11 protein-coding genes, 2 tRNA genes, 3 rRNA genes and 1 pseudogene are annotated in these 20,125 nt (G+C 58.8%); 14 read left to right on the forward strand and 3 right to left on the reverse strand.

Features of this window, described 5'->3' with window-relative positions; all coding sequences use genetic code 11:
• The first annotated feature begins 46 nt into the window (after positions 1-46).
• Entirely contained in the window at positions 47-385 is a 339-nt protein-coding gene (locus KW568_RS06180) for a DUF2025 family protein (RefSeq protein ID WP_003254855.1), read from the forward strand.
• A 14-nt stretch (positions 386-399) separates the two neighbouring features.
• Here KW568_RS06180 and KW568_RS06185 read toward each other — a convergent pair whose 3' ends face one another.
• The 3 genes from KW568_RS06185 to KW568_RS06195 form a co-directional block, all read right to left on the reverse strand.
• Positions 400-2,985 carry an EAL domain-containing protein gene (locus KW568_RS06185; RefSeq protein ID WP_003254854.1) on the reverse strand — a complete coding sequence of 862 codons (2,586 nt, stop codon included), beginning with the start codon at positions 2,983-2,985 and terminating at the stop codon, positions 400-402.
• A gap of 51 nt (positions 2,986-3,036) precedes the next feature.
• Entirely contained in the window at positions 3,037-4,110 is a 1,074-nt protein-coding gene (locus KW568_RS06190) for a diguanylate cyclase (protein ID WP_004576198.1), read from the reverse strand.
• A 281-nt stretch (positions 4,111-4,391) separates the two neighbouring features.
• Entirely contained in the window at positions 4,392-5,288 is an 897-nt protein-coding gene (locus tag KW568_RS06195) for a formate/nitrite transporter family protein (RefSeq protein WP_004576197.1), read from the reverse strand.
• A 457-nt stretch (positions 5,289-5,745) separates the two neighbouring features.
• Here KW568_RS06195 and KW568_RS06200 point away from each other — a divergent pair.
• From KW568_RS06200 to KW568_RS06260, 13 genes and pseudogenes are all read left to right on the forward strand, one after another.
• Positions 5,746-7,282: ribosomal RNA gene (locus tag KW568_RS06200) — 16S ribosomal RNA — on the forward strand.
• Positions 7,283-7,359: 77 nt separating this feature from the next.
• Positions 7,360-7,436: transfer RNA gene (locus KW568_RS06205), tRNA-Ile, on the forward strand.
• Positions 7,437-7,442: 6 nt separating this feature from the next.
• Positions 7,443-7,518: transfer RNA gene (locus KW568_RS06210), tRNA-Ala, on the forward strand.
• Positions 7,519-7,752: 234 nt separating this feature from the next.
• Positions 7,753-10,645 (forward strand): 23S ribosomal RNA (locus KW568_RS06215).
• 131 nt (positions 10,646-10,776) lie between these two features.
• Positions 10,777-10,892, forward strand: a 5S ribosomal RNA gene (gene rrf, locus KW568_RS06220).
• The 16S, 23S and 5S rRNA genes sit together here with 2 tRNA genes alongside, the layout of an rRNA operon.
• A 477-nt stretch (positions 10,893-11,369) precedes the next feature.
• Entirely contained in the window at positions 11,370-13,013 is a 1,644-nt protein-coding gene (locus KW568_RS06225) for an acetolactate synthase large subunit (RefSeq protein ID WP_004576806.1), read from the forward strand.
• A gap of 142 nt (positions 13,014-13,155) precedes the next feature.
• Positions 13,156-13,323 (forward strand): annotated as a pseudogene (locus KW568_RS06230) (oxidoreductase); the annotation flags it as partial.
• A gap of 246 nt (positions 13,324-13,569) precedes the next feature.
• Entirely contained in the window at positions 13,570-14,466 is an 897-nt protein-coding gene (locus KW568_RS06235) for a nitrilase family protein (RefSeq protein WP_003254849.1), read from the forward strand.
• Positions 14,467-14,476: 10 nt separating this feature from the next.
• Complete coding sequence (locus KW568_RS06240; RefSeq protein ID WP_004576807.1) at positions 14,477-15,631, forward strand: hypothetical protein; 1,155 nt, start codon at positions 14,477-14,479, stop codon at positions 15,629-15,631.
• Positions 15,628-16,617 (forward strand): asparaginase, encoded by a 990-nt coding sequence (locus KW568_RS06245; RefSeq protein WP_003254846.1) that lies wholly within the window; start codon positions 15,628-15,630, stop codon positions 16,615-16,617. Before KW568_RS06240 ends, KW568_RS06245 begins: the two co-directional genes overlap by 4 nt.
• Before the next feature lie 91 nt (positions 16,618-16,708).
• Positions 16,709-17,260, forward strand: a complete 552-nt coding sequence (locus tag KW568_RS06250; RefSeq protein WP_004576808.1) for a UPF0149 family protein — start codon at positions 16,709-16,711, stop codon at positions 17,258-17,260.
• Between the two features lie 169 nt (positions 17,261-17,429).
• Positions 17,430-18,059 (forward strand): glutathione S-transferase family protein, encoded by a 630-nt coding sequence (locus KW568_RS06255; RefSeq protein ID WP_003254843.1) that lies wholly within the window; start codon positions 17,430-17,432, stop codon positions 18,057-18,059.
• A gap of 27 nt (positions 18,060-18,086) precedes the next feature.
• Positions 18,087-20,123, forward strand: a complete 2,037-nt coding sequence (locus KW568_RS06260; protein ID WP_004576809.1) for a pyridoxamine 5'-phosphate oxidase family protein — start codon at positions 18,087-18,089, stop codon at positions 20,121-20,123.
• The last annotated feature ends 2 nt before the right edge of the window (positions 20,124-20,125 follow it).

A 20,125-nucleotide genomic window follows, 5' to 3' on the forward strand; every position in this document is an offset into this window, starting at 1 on the left:
TTCCGCCAGGCGTGCGTATCTTCCGATTTCATTGCGAGGTTACGTCATGGCCATCACTTCCCAGGATATCTGCAACGCCGCCGATCAGCTAAAGGGCTTTGTCGGTTTTCACGGCAAGCGCGGTGTTCATATCGTGCGTTTCTCCGAGGACGCGTTCGGCATGGACGTGGCCGACGCCAGTATCACCCCCTGCAGCGAGTTTGTCTGGCGGCCCGAGCAAGGGCAGCGCATGGCGTTGTGCCGCGAACGGCTGTCGCTGTTGCTGGATCAGCATGTGGATGACCGCTTGAACATTGGTGAACCGCTGCGCGCCTACCTGCGCCGCTGTGATCTGCCCGAAATCGTGGCGCAGCGCAGCCTGCAGCAGCACACCCAGTCTGTTTAGGAGCAAGGCCGCGTCTACAAGGGCTGTGCAGTGCTTTGGGAGGTTTGGTGCAACAACGCCGCCAATCCGGCGCTGTCCAGGGGCATGCTCAGGTAATAGCCTTGCACTTCATGGCAGCGATCGTTTTCCAGCGCCTTGAGTTGATGTTCGCTTTCCACGCCTTCGGCTGTCACTGTCAGCCCCATCGCCTCACCCAGGTTGATGATGGCCTGGACCACAGCGCGGTCGCTGCCGCCGTTGTTGTTCAGGCCGCTGATGAAGCGTTTGTCGATCTTGATGCTGTCGAACGGGTAAGTACGCAGGTAGCCCAACGACGAATAGCCGGTGCCGAAATCATCCATGTTCAGGCGCACCCCTAGCTCCTTGAGCGACAGCATGGTGCCTAGCGCGCCCTCGATGTCGTTGAGCATCACGTTCTCGGTAATCTCCAGTTCCAACCGCTGGGCGGGGAAGGCCGTGTCGAGCAAAATTTCGCGCACGTCGGCTACCACATCGCTGCGCAAGAACTGCGCAGGCGACAGGTTGACCGAAACCAGCACGTCGGCTGGCCAGTCATGGGCAGTGCGGCAAGCTTCGCGAAGCACCCAGCGGCCCAGCGCAACAATGATGTCGCTCTGCTCGGCCAACGGAATGAAGGTGTCCGGCCCCAGTAACCCTTCCTGTGGATGCCGCCAGCGCACCAAGGCCTCGACCGCGACGATACGCAGGTCGTCGAGGCGGTAGCGCGGCTGGTAATGCAACTCGAACTCCTCATTGCGCAGGGCCCGGCGCAGGTCGTTCTCCAGCTGGCGGCGGTACTGGATCTGCTGGTTCATTTCGGCAACGAAGTAGCGCCATGTGTTCTTTCCATCGGCCTTGGCCTGGTACAGGGCGATGTCGGCGCAGCGGATCAGCTCACCTGCATCGAAGCCCTGGTTACGCGTCTGGGCAACGCCAATGCTGGCACCGATGTGCAGCGGCTGGCTTTCGAAGACGATGGGTTGCTGCAGCAGGCCGATCAGGCGCGCACAGAAGCGGTCGATCTCGCTGCTGTTGTCCATGCCGCTGAGTACCAAGATGAACTCGTCGCCGCCCAGACGCGCGACCAGGTCGCCATCGCGGGTGGTGTCGCGCAGGCGCGTTGCCACTTCTTGCAGCACGGCATCTCCGGCGGCATGACCGAGCGAGTCGTTGATCGGCTTGAAGTTGTCCAAGTCCAGCAGCAACAAGGTCAGCGGCGGCGAGTCACTGCCGCGCAACAAGGCCTGCTCCAAGTGCCGGGCGAGTTTGTTGCGGTTGGCCAGCCCGGTCAGTGGGTCGTGCAGCGAAAGATGCTGGATGCGCGCGTGGGCGTCGACTTCGTCGGTGATATCGCTGGCGGTACCCCGAAAACCGATGGCCTTGCCATCGCGCCAGATAGCGCGGGCGGATATCCGGCAGTAGCGGTTCTGGCCATTCTGGTCGCGGTAAGTGCAACGCAGGTTGGCCAATTGCTGCGGGTCGGCGGTAGCCAGGGCGTCGAGCCAAGGTGACAACGGCGTGGTGTCGCAGGCTAGCAACTGGTTGAGCGGGTGGCCCAGCCAGCCGTCTACCGGGTAGCCGGTGACGTTGGCGAAGCGTTGCGACAGGTAGGTCAGGCGTTGTTGCCGGTCGGTTTCCCAGATCCAGTCGGATGCCGACTCGGCCACCGCGCGGAAACGCTGCTCGCTGGCCTCCAGGGCCTGGTTGCTTTGTTGCAGATGCACGAGCGTGAGGCCGATTGCCCGGGAGCTGCGCAAGGCATGACGGAACAGGTACAGCATCACCAGGCCAAGTATCAGTAGTGCGCACAACAGTGCTGGCAACACTGCCCGCAGCATCTGACGCCCCGGCAGTGGGCTGTTCCAGGTCAGATGGTAGCCGGTGTCGCCCAGGTCGATGCGCAGGTGGCTGTGATCCTGCATATCCTCCTTTTCCACGTGCATGCCCGTCAGGCCGGCGCCGTGGCCCAACTGCGCCAGTTTGCTTTCGTTGAGCTGGTCAATGAACAGCATCACTGGCGCTTGGCTCACCTCGCTGTCGGTAACCTCCCGGTCCGGGCGCACGGCTGCTGCACTGAGTGCGGCCGGCCAGCCGTTGAACAGCACGAAATGGGTGATTTGCTCGCGTGAAACTGCCGCTGCGCGGGCTTGTTCGATGATCGGTTGCAGCGGTGTGTCTATATAGGTGTTGGCACCTGCCTGGCTGGGCTGGCCTTTGAACAAGGCATAGGTGGTGCGGTCGTTTTCCACTACGAACACCCCTTCGTAGCCGCTGGCGCTGTACAGCGACTCGCCTATGTTTTTTTCCTCGTAGGCCCATTGCCAGTCGGCTTGGCCCGACAAGTGCTCGAAGGCTGCATCCCATACGGCATAGCTGGACAGAAACTGGCGCGAGGCGAGCAGCCGTTGTTCCAGCGCCTGGTTCGCATGGAAGGCGCTACGCTGGCGCTCCTGTTGGTCGAGTGTACTGGCGATATTGAACAGAGCGCCGAGAATGACCAGGCAAGCCAGGCCGAACACTGCGCTGAAACCGGCAATGAGGTGGCGCACCTGAAAGCGCGGTGTGGGGCTAGCGGGTGGAAGCTTGGCGGTCCTGGCCATGCGCGAGCGGCTCCTTCAGGCAACCTCCCGCCAGGCAGTCAGGAAGGAGGTTCAATCAGAATAGGCCAGCCTGAGCGCGGCAGCTTCACTGCGGGCAAAATTGACCTGATCGCGGCCAGCGTGCTTGGCGATGTACAGCGCCTTGTCTGCCTGTTCGAGCCAGTGTTCGGGGGACTCGAGGTTGGCCTCGAAGGGGGACAGGCCGATACTCAGGCTGATGCGCAGGTGCGGTAACTGTGGGTTGCGGTAGCTGGAAACCCGCTCGCGCAGACGCTCCATGACTTGGCAGGCCTGGGCTTCACTGATTTCGGGCAGGATCACGCAGAATTCGTCGCCGCCGTAACGCCCGGCCTGGTCGCCCTCGCGCAAACTGCGCCGCAGCTCAGCGCTGAGCTGGCGCAGTACACAGTCGCCGACCACATGGCCAAAGGTGTCGTTGATGGTCTTGAAGTGATCGATGTCGATCAGGGCAATCACCGCGTGCTCCTGTCGCTGCTTGCACGCCTGGAACTTGAGCTGCAGCAGGTCCTTCCAGGCGCCGTGGTTGAACAGCCCGGTCAGGCTGTCGGTGAGGCTCAGGGCGCTCAGCCGGCGCTTGTGGTCGCCCAGCTTGATCGCAAGCTGGTAGCACACCCAGCCCAAGGCCAGTGGGTACAGCGCCAGCATGGGCAGGCACGCATAGACCTGCAGGGGCGTGGCGATCAATTGCAAGCCAGGGCCAAGTAGCAGGATGGCGGTGAGCATGCCAGCCAGTTGCGCCAGCGCTCCGCGAAAGACCATGCGCTTGCCGCCGGCGGCGACGTTGTTCATCGTCATCATCGACAGCACGGTCACGCTGGGTAGCGGGTTGAAGTGCATGGCGGCAGTCCAGAACCCGCCCATCAGCGAGTCCAGCAGAAGGTTGCGCTGTTCCGCCTGGTAAGGCGTTGTCGAGCGGGCAGCCCACTGGTAGGCCACGTGCGGCCACAGCAAACCATTGAACAGTACTAGCAGCCATGCCCAGGAGGGGGGCGACAGCGGCGCAATCGCCGCCATGACAGTGAGCAGGCCGATTCCCAGGCCAATGACCCGCGGCAGGTAGATGCGCTTGACGAATGAAAGCCCTTTGCCGATGCGATTGTCCATAATGCTGATCTTCTTCTGCCGGTGTACCGTTCATCGCATAATTCGGATGAATATTGTTGAACAGTGTTACATCGGCGAGAAATGACCTTACAAGCCAATTCACGGTTGATTCGATCACTGTGGTGGGCCGTCGATAACCAGGCTCAGGTGCGACTGGGCGCGCCGCGGACGGGAGCGGGGTAACCTGGAGTCACCGCATGGCGGGCAGAACGGATGTGTAGCCCTGGCCCATGAGTAAGCAGGGCCAGGGGCATGAGCTCACCGTAGCGGCACGCTGAGTATCATTTTGGCTCATGTCTGCTGCGCGCGGACTGGGGCTGGTCGTCGTTCAGAAGCCGCGAGGGTGGTTTGCCACTGTCACTGCGCACTTGCGCATGGCTGATCAAGGCGAAGATGAAACTGCCACCGATGATGTTGCCCGTCAGCGTCGGCAGTGCAAATTCCAGCCAGAAACGGCTCCAGGTTTCGTCGCCAGCCCACACCAGGTAGGACACTTCGACTGACCCCACCACTATATGAGTGAAATCGCCAAGGGCCATCAGGTAGGTGATCATCAGAATGATCCAGATCTTGGCGTGCTCCATTGAAGGGATCATCCAGACCATGGTGGCAATCATCCAGCCTGAGACTATGCCCTTGGCGAACATCTGGCTGATGTCGTTCTTCATTACCTTGCGACCGACCTCCAGGAATGCCACATCGGTCTTGCTGTCGAAGATCGGCAGTTCCAGCATCACCCAGGCTACCAGCAGGGTGCCTGCCAGGTTGCCAAACAACACCACGCCCCAGAGGCGTAGCAGTCGTCCGAAGTTGGCCAGCGTAGGGGCGGTCATGACGGGCAGCACGGCGGTGAGCGTATTTTCGGTGAACAGTTGCTGGCGTGCCAGGATCACGGCAAGAAAGCCCGCACTGTAGCCGATGCTGGCGACCACCTGGGCACCATCGCCTTCCGGCAGGCGGGCGTAGAATAGCCCCATGGCCATCAACGACAGCCCCATGGACAGGCCGGCGGCAAGTGCCGACCACCACAACGCGACAAGTGTACGTTCCAGTTCCTGGTCGCCCTGGTAGCGAATGATTTCGTGCAGCACAGCCGCCCGCGGCGGTTGGCTGTGGCTGACCTCCTGCTCTTCATCTGCAGAGAGGCCGGGGGTTTTCTCGCTTTGCCCATCGCTCATGGCCGCTACGCTCCGTGGTGTGTTTCTTTACAGATCCACGGCGCTTTCATTAGTTGCCGGTTAGCGGCAAAACGTTGATGGAAAAGTTTTTCAGAACAAGGTGTTGACTCTGATTTCAAAGCGCGTATTATTCGCCTCCTCGCAGCGATGAACGCTTCGGGGCAAGCGGTAAGTTGTTGAAGTTGTTAGCTTTCGAAAGAAAGCGGTGGTAAAAAACTTCAAAATAAACGCTTGACAGGTTCTGAGGAAAGCGTAGAATGCGCGCCTCGGTTGAGACGAAAAGCTCTTAACCAAACGCTCTTTAACAAATCGAATCAAGCAATTCGTGTGGGTGCTTGTGAGTACGGACTGATAGTCAAAAAGATTATCAGCATCACAAGTGACCATGCGAGAAATCACATAGTCATTTGAGATTGCTGGGCCAAGTTTAGGGTTTCTTAAAAACCCAAGCAGTATTGAACTGAAGAGTTTGATCATGGCTCAGATTGAACGCTGGCGGCAGGCCTAACACATGCAAGTCGAGCGGATGACGGGAGCTTGCTCCTTAATTCAGCGGCGGACGGGTGAGTAATGCCTAGGAATCTGCCTGGTAGTGGGGGACAACGTTTCGAAAGGAACGCTAATACCGCATACGTCCTACGGGAGAAAGCAGGGGACCTTCGGGCCTTGCGCTATCAGATGAGCCTAGGTCGGATTAGCTAGTTGGTGGGGTAATGGCTCACCAAGGCGACGATCCGTAACTGGTCTGAGAGGATGATCAGTCACACTGGAACTGAGACACGGTCCAGACTCCTACGGGAGGCAGCAGTGGGGAATATTGGACAATGGGCGAAAGCCTGATCCAGCCATGCCGCGTGTGTGAAGAAGGTCTTCGGATTGTAAAGCACTTTAAGTTGGGAGGAAGGGCAGTAAGTTAATACCTTGCTGTTTTGACGTTACCGACAGAATAAGCACCGGCTAACTCTGTGCCAGCAGCCGCGGTAATACAGAGGGTGCAAGCGTTAATCGGAATTACTGGGCGTAAAGCGCGCGTAGGTGGTTTGTTAAGTTGGATGTGAAAGCCCCGGGCTCAACCTGGGAACTGCATCCAAAACTGGCAAGCTAGAGTACGGTAGAGGGTGGTGGAATTTCCTGTGTAGCGGTGAAATGCGTAGATATAGGAAGGAACACCAGTGGCGAAGGCGACCACCTGGACTGATACTGACACTGAGGTGCGAAAGCGTGGGGAGCAAACAGGATTAGATACCCTGGTAGTCCACGCCGTAAACGATGTCAACTAGCCGTTGGAATCCTTGAGATTTTAGTGGCGCAGCTAACGCATTAAGTTGACCGCCTGGGGAGTACGGCCGCAAGGTTAAAACTCAAATGAATTGACGGGGGCCCGCACAAGCGGTGGAGCATGTGGTTTAATTCGAAGCAACGCGAAGAACCTTACCAGGCCTTGACATGCAGAGAACTTTCCAGAGATGGATTGGTGCCTTCGGGAACTCTGACACAGGTGCTGCATGGCTGTCGTCAGCTCGTGTCGTGAGATGTTGGGTTAAGTCCCGTAACGAGCGCAACCCTTGTCCTTAGTTACCAGCACGTTATGGTGGGCACTCTAAGGAGACTGCCGGTGACAAACCGGAGGAAGGTGGGGATGACGTCAAGTCATCATGGCCCTTACGGCCTGGGCTACACACGTGCTACAATGGTCGGTACAGAGGGTTGCCAAGCCGCGAGGTGGAGCTAATCTCACAAAACCGATCGTAGTCCGGATCGCAGTCTGCAACTCGACTGCGTGAAGTCGGAATCGCTAGTAATCGCGAATCAGAATGTCGCGGTGAATACGTTCCCGGGCCTTGTACACACCGCCCGTCACACCATGGGAGTGGGTTGCACCAGAAGTAGCTAGTCTAACCTTCGGGAGGACGGTTACCACGGTGTGATTCATGACTGGGGTGAAGTCGTAACAAGGTAGCCGTAGGGGAACCTGCGGCTGGATCACCTCCTTAATCGACGACATCAGCCTGCTGATGAGCTCCCACACGAATTGCTTGATTCATTGTCGAAGACGATCAAGACCCTATATAGGTCTGTAGCTCAGTTGGTTAGAGCGCACCCCTGATAAGGGTGAGGTCGGCAGTTCAAATCTGCCCAGACCTACCAATATGCGGGGCCATAGCTCAGCTGGGAGAGCGCCTGCCTTGCACGCAGGAGGTCAGCGGTTCGATCCCGCTTGGCTCCACCACTTGCTGTACCTTGATCAAACTCAGAAATGAGCATTCGCATCGAATGTTGATTTCTGGCTTTTGTCAGATCGTTCTTTAAAAATTCGGATATGTGATAGATATAGACTGAACACCAGTTTCACTGCTGGTGGATCAGGCTAAGGTAAAATTTGTGAGTTCTGCTCGAAAGAGCAACGTACGAATTTTCGGCGAATGTCGTCTTCACAGTATAACCAGATTGCTTGGGGTTATATGGTCAAGTGAAGAAGCGCATACGGTGGATGCCTTGGCAGTCAGAGGCGATGAAAGACGTGGTAGCCTGCGATAAGCTTTGGGGAGTCGGCAAACAGACTGTGATCCAGAGATCTCTGAATGGGGGAACCCAGCCAGCATAAGCTGGTTATCTTGTACTGAATACATAGGTGCAAGAGGCGAACCAGGGGAACTGAAACATCTAAGTACCCTGAGGAAAAGAAATCAACCGAGATTCCCTTAGTAGTGGCGAGCGAACGGGGACCAGCCCTTAAGTTGGTTTGAGATTAGTGGAACGCTCTGGAAAGTGCGGCCATAGTGGGTGATAGCCCCGTACACGAAAATCTCTTGTCAATGAAATCGAGTAGGACGGAGCACGAGAAACTTTGTCTGAATATGGGGGGACCATCCTCCAAGGCTAAATACTACTGACTGACCGATAGTGAACCAGTACCGTGAGGGAAAGGCGAAAAGAACCCCGGAGAGGGGAGTGAAATAGAACCTGAAACCGTATGCGTACAAGCAGTGGGAGCCTACTTTGTTAGGTGACTGCGTACCTTTTGTATAATGGGTCAGCGACTTATATTCAGTGGCGAGCTTAACCGAATAGGGGAGGCGTAGCGAAAGCGAGTCTTAATAGGGCGTTTAGTCGCTGGGTATAGACCCGAAACCGGGCGATCTATCCATGGGCAGGTTGAAGGTTAGGTAACACTGACTGGAGGACCGAACCGACTACCGTTGAAAAGTTAGCGGATGACCTGTGGATCGGAGTGAAAGGCTAATCAAGCTCGGAGATAGCTGGTTCTCCTCGAAAGCTATTTAGGTAGCGCCTCATGTATCACTGTAGGGGGTAGAGCACTGTTTCGGCTAGGGGGTCATCCCGACTTACCAAACCGATGCAAACTCCGAATACCTACAAGTGCCGAGCATGGGAGACACACGGCGGGTGCTAACGTCCGTCGTGAAAAGGGAAACAACCCAGACCGTCAGCTAAGGTCCCAAAGTCATGGTTAAGTGGGAAACGATGTGGGAAGGCTTAGACAGCTAGGAGGTTGGCTTAGAAGCAGCCACCCTTTAAAGAAAGCGTAATAGCTCACTAGTCGAGTCGGCCTGCGCGGAAGATGTAACGGGGCTCAAACCATGCACCGAAGCTACGGGTATCATCTTACGATGATGCGGTAGAGGAGCGTTCTGTAAGCCTGTGAAGGTGAGTTGAGAAGCTTGCTGGAGGTATCAGAAGTGCGAATGCTGACATGAGTAACGACAATGCGAGTGAAAAACTCGCACGCCGAAAGACCAAGGTTTCCTGCGCAACGTTAATCGACGCAGGGTTAGTCGGTCCCTAAGGCGAGGCTGAAAAGCGTAGTCGATGGAAAACAGGTTAATATTCCTGTACTTCCAGTTATTGCGATGGAGGGACGGAGAAGGTTAGGCCAGCCTGGCGTTGGTTGTCCAGGTTTAAGGTGGTAGGCTGAAATCTTAGGCAAATCCGGGATTTCAAGGCCGAGAGCTGATGACGAGTTGCCTTTAGGCGACGAAGTGGTTGATACCATGCTTCCAAGAAAAGCTCCTAAGCTTCAGATAACTGGGAACCGTACCCCAAACCGACACAGGTGGTTAGGTAGAGAATACCAAGGCGCTTGAGAGAACTCGGGTGAAGGAACTAGGCAAAATGGCACCGTAACTTCGGGAGAAGGTGCGCCGGCGAGGGTGAAGGACTTGCTCCGTAAGCCCATGCCGGTCGAAGATACCAGGCCGCTGCGACTGTTTATTAAAAACACAGCACTCTGCAAACACGAAAGTGGACGTATAGGGTGTGACGCCTGCCCGGTGCCGGAAGGTTAATTGATGGGGTTAGCGCAAGCGAAGCTCTTGATCGAAGCCCCGGTAAACGGCGGCCGTAACTATAACGGTCCTAAGGTAGCGAAATTCCTTGTCGGGTAAGTTCCGACCTGCACGAATGGCGTAACGATGGCGGCGCTGTCTCCACCCGAGACTCAGTGAAATTGAAATCGCTGTGAAGATGCAGTGTATCCGCGGCTAGACGGAAAGACCCCGTGAACCTTTACTATAGCTTTGCACTGGACTTTGAATTTGCTTGTGTAGGATAGGTGGGAGGCTTTGAAGTGGGGACGCCAGTTCTCATGGAGCCATCCTTGAAATACCACCCTGGCAACTTTGAGGTTCTAACTCAGGTCCGTTATCCGGATCGAGGACAGTGTATGGTGGGTAGTTTGACTGGGGCGGTCTCCTCCCAAAGAGTAACGGAGGAGTACGAAGGTGCGCTCAGACCGGTCGGAAATCGGTCGTAGAGTATAAAGGCAAAAGCGCGCTTGACTGCGAGACAAACACGTCGAGCAGGTACGAAAGTAGGTCTTAGTGATCCGGTGGTTCTGTATGGAAGGGCCATCGCTCAACGGATAAAAGGTACTCCGGGGATAACAGGCTGATACCGCCCAAGAGTTCATATCGACGGCGGTGTTTGGCACCTCGATGTCGGCTCATCACATCCTGGGGCTGAAGCCGGTCCCAAGGGTATGGCTGTTCGCCATTTAAAGTGGTACGCGAGCTGGGTTTAGAACGTCGTGAGACAGTTCGGTCCCTATCTGCCGTGGACGTTTGAGATTTGAGAGGGGCTGCTCCTAGTACGAGAGGACCGGAGTGGACGAACCTCTGGTGTTCCGGTTGTCACGCCAGTGGCATTGCCGGGTAGCTATGTTCGGAAGAGATAACCGCTGAAAGCATCTAAGCGGGAAACTTGCCTCAAGATGAGATCTCACTGGGATCTTGAATCCCCTAAAGGGCCGTCGAAGACTACGACGTTGATAGGTTGGGTGTGTAAGCGCTGTGAGGCGTTGAGCTAACCAATACTAATTGCCCGTGAGGCTTGACCATATAACACCCAAGCAATTTGCTGACGCAGGTTGCGGTGGTGAAGACGAAAGACCCGAAAATTCGTAAGACCACAAATATCGCATATCCGAATTCGCTGGGCTGTCCATCTGGACATTCTGGCAACAGAATTTCTTGACGACCATAGAGCATTGGAACCACCTGATCCCATCCCGAACTCAGTAGTGAAACGATGCATCGCCGATGGTAGTGTGGGGTTTCCCCATGTGAGAGTAGGTCATCGTCAAGATTCATTTCGCAAAACCCCTATCTGCGCATGCAGGTAGGGGTTTTGTCTTTGTGGGCAAAAAAACTGGACCTGCTCGAATCACTGTGGGAACAGGCAGCTCGGTGGAGGGCACCGGCTTCGCCGGTGTTCGCGGGTAAACCCGCTCCTACGACGGCCTGTGTCCACCCCCCGATGTGTGTCCACCACCAAACTGTGTAGGAGCGGGTTTACCCGCGAATACGGTGGCGGCGGCAACGGTGAACGGCAAGTGGGGATTGGCCAGCAGGGCCGGCCTCTTCGCGGGTAAACCCGCTCCTACAGAGGATGGTGCGACGCCAGGCTAGATTGGCCTCCACGCATCATTAACGTGACTTTCCCGCCCCCCCCCTACGTCAAGACTTTGGTTCGGGGCACTTCTGCTCTGGACCTGGCGATGCCAGCGTACCGTGCTGCGCATTTCTGGACTTCCCCGTCCCATCACTTGAGGTAGCAAGCAAGATGGCCAAGGCCGCCGATGTCGTTGTGCAATGCCTGGAAAACGAAGGTGTCGAGTATGTATTCGGCATTCCCGGTGAGGAAAACCTCGACCTGCTCGAATCCCTGCGCAAGTCGAAGATCAAGCTGGTACTGACCCGTCACGAGCAGTCTGCAGGTTTCATGGCTGCCACCTACGGTCGTCTGACCGGCAAGACCGGCGTCAGCCTGTCGACCCTCGGCCCTGGTGCCACCAACCTGGTGACCGCCAGCGCCTACGCCTACCTGGGCGGCATGCCGATGATGATGATCACCGGGCAGAAGCCGATCAAGAAGTCCAAGCAGGGTCGCTTCCAGATCATTGACGTGTGCGGCATGATGGACCCCATCACCAAGTACACCCACCAGTTCGCCTCGGCCGACAACATCCCGGCCCGCATGCGCGAAGCCTTCCGCCTGGCCGAAGAAGAAAAGCCGGGTGCGGTGCACCTGGAGCTGCCGGAAGACATCGCCGCCGAGCAGACCGACGCGCTGCCGATCCCGCGCAGCCTGCACCGCCGCCCGCTGGCCGAGCACGTGGCCATCGAAGCTGCCGTCGAGAAACTGCAGAACGCGCGTAACCCGATCCTGGTGATCGGTGCCGGTGCCAACCGCAAGATGACCGCCAAGGTCCTCAAGCAACTGATCGACAAGACCGGCATCCCGTTCATCACCACCCAAATGGGTAAAGGCGTGGTCGACGAGCGCCACCCGCGCTTCCTTGGCAACGCTGCGCTGTCGTCGGGCGACTTCGTTCACCGCGCCGTCGAAGCCGCCGACCTGATCATCAACATCGGCCACGATGTGATCGAGAAGCCGCCGTTCTTCATGGTCCGTGGCGGCACCGAAGTCATCCACATCAACTTCCGCTCTGCCGAAGTCGATGCTGTGTACTTCCCGCAAGTAGAAGTGATCGGCGACATCGCCAACGCCGTGTGGCAGATCAGTGAAGCACTGAACGACACGTCGCACTGGGACTTCACCCGCCTGATGGCCATCCGTGAAGCCAACGAAGCACAGATCGCCGAAGGCGCCGACGACGACCGCTTCCCGGTCTACCCACAGCGCATGGTGGCTGACATCCGTCGTGTACTGCCGTCCGAAGGCATCGTCGCCCTGGACAACGGCATCTACAAGATCTGGTTCGCCCGCAACTACAAAGCGCACAAGCCAAACACCGTGCTGCTGGACAACGCCCTGGCGACCATGGGCGCCGGCCTGCCATCGGCAATGGCTGCGCACCTGGTGCACCCGGACCGCCCGGTAATCTCGGTGTGCGGCGACGGCGGCTTCATGATGAACAGCCAGGAACTGGAGACTGCAGTACGTCTGGGCATGCACATCACCGTGGTGATCCTGCGTGACGACGGCTACGGCATGATCCGCTGGAAGCAGGCCAACATGGGCTTCACCGATTTCGGCCTGGACTACGGCAACCCGGACTTCGTCAAGTATGCCGAAGCCTACGGCGCCAACGGCCACCGCGTGGAAAGCGCCGAAGGCCTGCTGCCGCTGCTGGAGCACTGCATCAAGACCCCAGGTGTGCACGTGATCGACTGCCCGGTCGATTACAGCGAGAACGACCGCATCCTCAACAGCGAGCTGCGTGAGCGCGCGCTGGCGGTGTAAGCCCTGACGACCTTATCGCTGTAAGCCGGCACCCACAGGTATCTCAGATCCTGTAGGTGCCGGCGGGTGGTAGATGGCAACCACTTCACGCCTGTTGCAATTGATCATTCTCAGGTTCTCTACTCATGGAGAACCCGAGAACATGACTATTGGTTCGACACACAACCCTCCTGCCGATCTGGCCATCGACCCATCACTGCCTATGCAGCCATGGGCCGCACGTTTCCCTAATCCCCCGGATCTCTGCTTCGACTACCGCCGGCTTCTCGAACAAGAGGGCGGCGTCGCACGTGCCACACAACCCGATCACTGAATTTGCATCGTCGGTGCCGGAGTTACCGGGTTGCTTCAGCACAGTTCAATGGTGACTTTACCCTTGAGTACTACCCACACTATCAGGTTGGGAAATAACGGCGTACGGGGCATTTTGTAGGGGGAGTCCTACTGCCATTGTGTGATTTTCCTTTGGTTCCATAGGACTCTCCTGACTGTCGCTCCCTGACCCAACATCGCTTTACTGGCGTCCTTCCAAAACAACCACAAGAAGGAAGCCGCCATGTCTGAATCCTGTTCCCCCGTCAGCCCCGTACGTATCGCTGTCATCCAGTACGACCCTCAGGTCGGTCTTGAACACTGTGAGAGCAACGTGAGCAGAGGCCTGGCATTGGCCCGGCGCGCAGCACGCGAAGGTGCCAACCTGATCGTACTGCCTGAACTGGCCAACACGGGCTACACCTTCAACTCCCGTGCCGAAGCCTATTCCCATGCGCAGGTGCTGCAGGACGGCCCTTGCCTGAAAACCTGGGCCGACTTCGCCAAGCAGTACCAGGTATACCTGGCTGCGGGGTTTGCCGAACGTGACGGGCTGAAGTTATACGACAGTGCTGTACTGTTTGGCCCCGAAGGCCTGCTCGGGCACTACCGCAAAGCGCATCTGTGGAACCAGGAAAAGCTTTGGTTCACCCCTGGTGACCTGGGGTTCCCGGTGTTCGAGACGCCTATCGGCCGTATCGGCCTGCTGATCTGCTGGGACATCTGGTTCCCGGAAGTACCACGGGTGATGGCCGCGCAAGGTGCCGACATCATCTGCAGCCTCAACAACTGGGTATGGACCCCGCCGCCGTTGTTCGATGATGCAGGGCGCTGCATGGCCTCGTACCTGACCATGACGGCAGCGCATGTCAACAACGTTTATATCGCCGCCGCGAACCGCGTCGGCAGTGAGCGGGGCGGGCGCTTCCTGGGCTGCTCGCTGATCGCCGGTACTCATGGCTGGCCGATCGGCGAGGTGGGCAGTGCAGAAGCCGAGGAGATTATCTATGCCGATGTCGATTTGAGCAGTGCACGGTCGGCACCGATCTGGAACAGCCTCAACGACCTGCCAAGAGACCGGCGAACCGACCTCTACGATGCCACCCTTGGCTATCGCTTGCATGCACCTATGCCACGTTGAGGAGTTGCGAATGAACACGCACTTCTTCTCACGACAGCAGCATTGGCTTGTGTTGATGTTCGGCTGCCTGCTGGTGTTTCTCGCTGCAAGCCTTGCCCATGGCCAATGGCTGGATTATGCACAGAGGGTGGCGACGCTCGATGAGCCGCTCAGCCGCTTGCGCTGGATTGTTGGTGATATCAGTGAAGTGGCTTTCTACAAGCACGAACTACCCGCGCTGGGCTTGCTGCTGGGCGCGTGCCTGGCGCACTGGGCGCAGGTGCGAGGGTACCGCTGGCAGGGCTTTGCCATTTGCTATGGCAGCGGATTATGGCCATGGGTGTTTACCAGCTCGCTCTTGGGCTTGCTGCTCAGCCATGCGTTGTGGGGATGGACCTTGGCCAGTGGCATCTGGCAACCAACGTTCGTTGCCTTCGTGTCATTGCCGGCAGCCATGGTCTTGCTTTTTGGTGCGGGCTGGCGGGTGACGATCACGGGGGCGCTACTGGGGGCACTACTGGTAACACCGGCCAGCCTGCTGATGGTCAATTACCTGTGTTATCCCCTGCAGTTGCCCGTGGTAGTGGGCAATGTGAGTGGCATGGCTGTGGCAAGCGTCGTGGCCTTCATCCTGTGCAAGCGCTTTCCTTCATGGGTACGCCAATGCGGTGAACCCACCGTCGTGGCGCCGGTTGTCAATCAGCCTGACTACGGTGTGGTCTGGACTTTGCGGCGCGTTCTGGCCGACTTCAGCGAAGCCCCATTCTTTGGTAATGAGCTGGCCAGCCTCGGGCTATTGCTGGGTGTGTTGCTGGCATACCTGTTGAGCCCGGCTGCACTGTCATACGGTTCTATGTTGGTGATGCAGATGGTGGCCGGGCAGGCCCTGGCATCCCTGGTCGGGGTTGTATGCTGGCGTGGACAGTGGAAAGCCCGTGGGTGGTACCCCACCTACATTCCGATTGTGTCGATCGTCCCGGCCGCGGTCTTGACACATGGCGGCAGTTGGCAAGTGGTGGTGGCCAGTGCAGTGCTGGGTGCACTGTTGGCTCCGCCGCTGGCAGTGGCGATCACTCAGCGGTTGCCGGCCTATGTGCATGGCTACATCGGCAATGTGGTGTCGATGGCCATCTGCACGCTGGGCATCGTGCCGGTAGTCGGTTTGGTTGTGGGGGGAGAAGCATGAGTGAACATTCGAGCCTGCCCAGGCTGTCGATCGCCACTCTGGGCGGCACGGTCAGTATGCGGCTGGGTACTGTCGGGGATGGTGTGACGCCAAGCCTGGATTGTGAGCGGCAACTGCTTCAGGTTCCACAGTTGCGCGAGATGGCGCAGTTGAACGTTGCTTCATTGTGCCTGCTCCCCAGTGCATCGCTGGGCTTCGCGACGTTGCTGGAGGTGCTGGCATGGGCCCGGGGCGAGGTGGAGCGCGGAGCCCAGGCTTTGGTATTGAGCCAAGGGACCGACAGCCTTGAGGAAACGGCCTATTTCCTGGATCTGCTCTGGCCATTCGATGCGCCATTGGTGATGACCGGTGCCATGCGCTCGGCGAGTCAGCCGGGCAATGATGGGCCGGCCAATTTGTTGGCTGCGGCTCAGGTTGCATTGGCACAAGACAGCCGTGGGCGAGGTGTGCTTGTGGTCATGAATGATCAGGTCCACTGCGCGGCAAGGGTTCGCAAGACGGCCAGCCTGGCGATGGCGGCATTCGAGTCGCCCGGATGTGGCCCGTTGGGCGACGTTGTGGAGGGTGTTGTGTTGTATCGCCATCCGCCCGGGCGACGGGAAGTGTTGCCGTTACCGTATCGCACCGACCAGCGCGTTGCCCTGCTGGAAGCCTGCCTGGACGCAGACACGGCGCTGCTGCAGGCTGTGGCCGCATTGGGTTACGAGGGGGTGGTCATCGCCGGTTTCGGTGCTGGTCATGTTTCTGCCAGTTGGTCCGAAGTGCTGGAACACCTGGCGCCCACCTTGCCGGTATTGGTTGCTACACGCACTGGGAGAGGGCCTACAGCCCGGGCAACCTACGGGTTTGCTGGCGCAGAAATCGACTTGCAGAAAAAAGGCGTCTACATGGCTGGGCAACTCTGCCCGCGCAAATGCCGCATCTTGCTGTGGCTGCTGATAGGCACCGACCGGCAACATGAGCTGCAGGCCTGGTTGCAGCCCTGAACCATCTGCCCGCGCGGGCGTTCGCGCGGGCAGCCCTTCCGGCGTTGCTGTGCTAGGGTGCACACACTTTTGCTTCCCAGGATTCTTACCCATGCTCCCCGTACTCAGCGAAAAAGAACTCGACCGCCTCGAAGACCTGCTGATCACCTATGGCAATGACTACTCGGTGCTGGACCTGGCCGAGCTCAATGGCTTTTTCGTCGCACTCGCCAGTTCGCCGATCACTGTCCTGCCGGAACAATGGCTGCCGGCGGTAGCGGGTGGCAAGGTACCGAAGTTCAAGAAGCCCGCCCATGAGGAGGCCTACACGGCATTGATGCTGCGTTATGCCAGCCAGGTGGCAGAAGAACTGAGCAATGAGGTCGACCAGTTCGAACCGCTGTTCGAGGAACGCGAATGCGAGCAGGGCGCTGTGATCGTGATGGAGGAGTGGTGTTTCGGCTACATGCGCGGTACCCAGGTGGCCGGTTGGGGCGAGTTGCCACCGGAGCAGGCCCCGCTCCTCAGGGCCATTTCGCTACATGGGTTGGAAGATAACTTCGAGCTGCTGGACCAGATGAGCGATGAGGATATCCAGGCCTGTGTGCCGCAGGTGGTCGAGGCTGCGCGTGGGCTGTACCGACATTTCAAAAAACTGCACTGATCGGATCGTAGGCTAGCGCTCACCTGCCGGCGCCAGCGCAAGTGTTTGGAAACCATTATTCCGCCCCGCGAAATTATGGTTTCCCCTGCGCACTGATTCTGCTACCAGCCGATCCAGTGCAGCATGTGCTCCATCAGCCCCATCCCGGCGCTGACCAGGAGCCAAGCCCATGTCGAACCCGATCAAGCTCTACAACTTCCCCAAGTCTGGCCATGCTCATCGCATCGAGTTGATGCTCTCGCTACTGAACCTGCCCACCGAGCTGGTGTTCGTCGACCTGGCCAAAGGCGCGCACAAGCAGCCGGACTTCCTCGCCCTCAACCCGTTCGGCCAGGTTCCGGTCATCGATGACAACGGCACGGTGATTGCCGACTCCAACGCCATCCTCGTCTACCTGGCCAAAAAATATGACAACGGTGCCTGGCTGCCCGAAGAACCTGCCGCCGCCGCCCGTGTGCAACGCTGGTTATCAGTCGCTGCCGGCCCGCTGGCCTTTGGCCCGGCCGCCGCCCGCCTGGTCACGGTGTTCGGGGCTTCATTCAATGCCGACGAAGTGATTTCCCGTGCCCACACCTTGCTCAAGGTGATCGATGCCGAGTTGGCGAAGACGCCATTCCTGGCGGGTAGCACACCCACGATTGCGGACATTGCCAACTACTCCTACATCGCTCACGCCCCTGAAGGCAACGTGTCGCTGGAGCCCTATGCCAATGTGCGCAACTGGCTGGCGCGGATCGAGGCGCTGCCGCATTTCGTTCCCATGCCGCGCACCGTAATCGGGCTGCAAACCCACGCCTGAAACCCCGCCATCGCGAGGAGCGCCGCCATGCAACAATCTCCTGATCACCGCCCCTCGCCCTGGCATACGGGTGAAAAGACCCTGCAGGAAAAGGCCGGTGTAGCAGAACGCATGGAGGCGTTCGGGCAAAAGGTCATTCGTGACCACATGCCCGACCAGCACCGAACGTTCTATCACCAGTTACCCTTCATGGTCGCCGCCAGTGTGGATGCCCAGGGTCGGCCTTGGGCCACGCTGCTGGAGGGGCCAGAAGGGTTCGTAAGCTCGCCCGACCCTCGTATGCTGACGATCCACACCACGCTGCCAGCAGATGACCCCGCCACCCCCGGGTTGGCAGCCGGGCAGGCGGTCGGCCTGCTGGGGATCGAACTGCACACCCGTCGGCGCAATCGCATCAACGGGCAGATCCGTCACGCTGCCCAAGGGCAACTGCACGTGGCCGTAGAGCAGGCGTTTGGCAACTGCCCGCAGTACATCCAGTTGCGTGACTACACCCGCGTCACCGAACCCGCCCTCGGGCGCATCGATGCGACAACACTGGATACCTCAACCGTCAGCATGATCCAGGCGGCCGATACCTTCTTCGTGGCCAGCTATGTCGAGCATGCTGACGGCCAGCGCTCGGTGGATGTCTCCCACCGTGGTGGCCGGCCAGGGTTCATCAAGGTCGAAGGCAATCGGCTGACGATTCCCGACTATGCTGGCAATCTGCATTTCAACACCTTGGGCAACCTGGTGGTCAACCCGCGGGCCGGCTTGCTGTTCATCGACTTCAATAATGGCAACGTGTTGCAACTGTACGGGCGTGCCGAGGTGCTGCTGGACAGCCCGGCCATCCAGGCCTTTGAAGGGGCTGAGCGGTTATGGACACTGCAGGTCGAGCAGGTGGTGTGGCGTCCGGCAGCCGTTGCCCTGCGCTGGGCTTTCAAGGAATACGCGCCGACCAGTCTGATGACCGGTACCTGGGCCGAGGCCGATGCGCGCCTGGAGCAGCGGCGACAACAGCGCCAATGGCTGGCCTGGCGGGTGCTGCGGGTGGAGCAGGAAAGCCGCGACATCCGCTCGTTCTATCTCGAACCACCGGCAGGCTGCCGTGTGGCCTTTGCCCCTGGCCAGCATCTGCCTGTGCAGGTGACGCGTGATGGCGAGCCGGCGCTGATCCGCACCTACAGCCTTTCAAGTGCCCCCGACGATGGATTCTTGCGCATCAGCGTCAAAGCCCAAGGCCCTGCTTCTCGGTATTTGCATGAGCACGTTGTGGCCGGCGAGGTGTTGAATGTGCGGCCGCCGATGGGCAGCTTCACGCTTGATCAGCAAAGCACGCGCCCGTTGGTGCTGATCGGCGCGGGCGTGGGCATCACGCCGTTGCTGGCCATGCTGCGTCAGCAGTTGAGGACGGGGCAGGCCCGGCGCATTCATCTGTTCCATGGCGCACGCAGCCTGGCCGACTTGCCGTTCCAGCAGGAACTGGCGACCTTGCAGCAACAGGCTGGCGAACTACTGCATATACACCGCGCCCTGAGCCAGCCTGAAGGGCACGCGCAGGTCGGTCGTGATTACGAGTTTGCCGGCCGGTTGGGTATCGAACAGGTCAAGGCAACGCTGGCGTTGGACGACTACGATTTCTACCTGTGTGGGCCGGGCAGCTTCACCCAGCAGCTTTACGAAGGGCTGCGTGGGGTGCATGTGCCGGATGCGCGGATTCACGCCGAAGCGTTTGGCCCGTCGACGCTGCGGCGGCACACCGACGCAGACCAGCCAATCTTGCAACAGCCGCCTGCCGCCGACGAACCGGTGCCGGTGTATTTTGCTGCGTCGGCCAAGGAGGCTCGCTGGGTTCCCGGTAGCGGCACCTTGCTGGAACTGGCCGAGGCGCGTGGGCTGGCACCGGAGTTCAGTTGCCGGGGTGGTTCGTGTGGTACCTGCAAGACCCGGCTGGTGAGCGGCCAGGTGCATTATCCGAATCCGCCGGCAGAGTTGCCGGAGGCAGGGTCGGTGCTGATCTGTTGTGCTGTGCCAGCGAAGGGGGAGGAGGGGATGCAGGCGTTGGTGCTGGATGTCTGATT

The organism is Pseudomonas sp. HD6515 (assembly GCF_024971855.1).
In the GTDB taxonomy this organism is placed as follows: domain Bacteria; phylum Pseudomonadota; class Gammaproteobacteria; order Pseudomonadales; family Pseudomonadaceae; genus Aquipseudomonas; species Aquipseudomonas alloputida.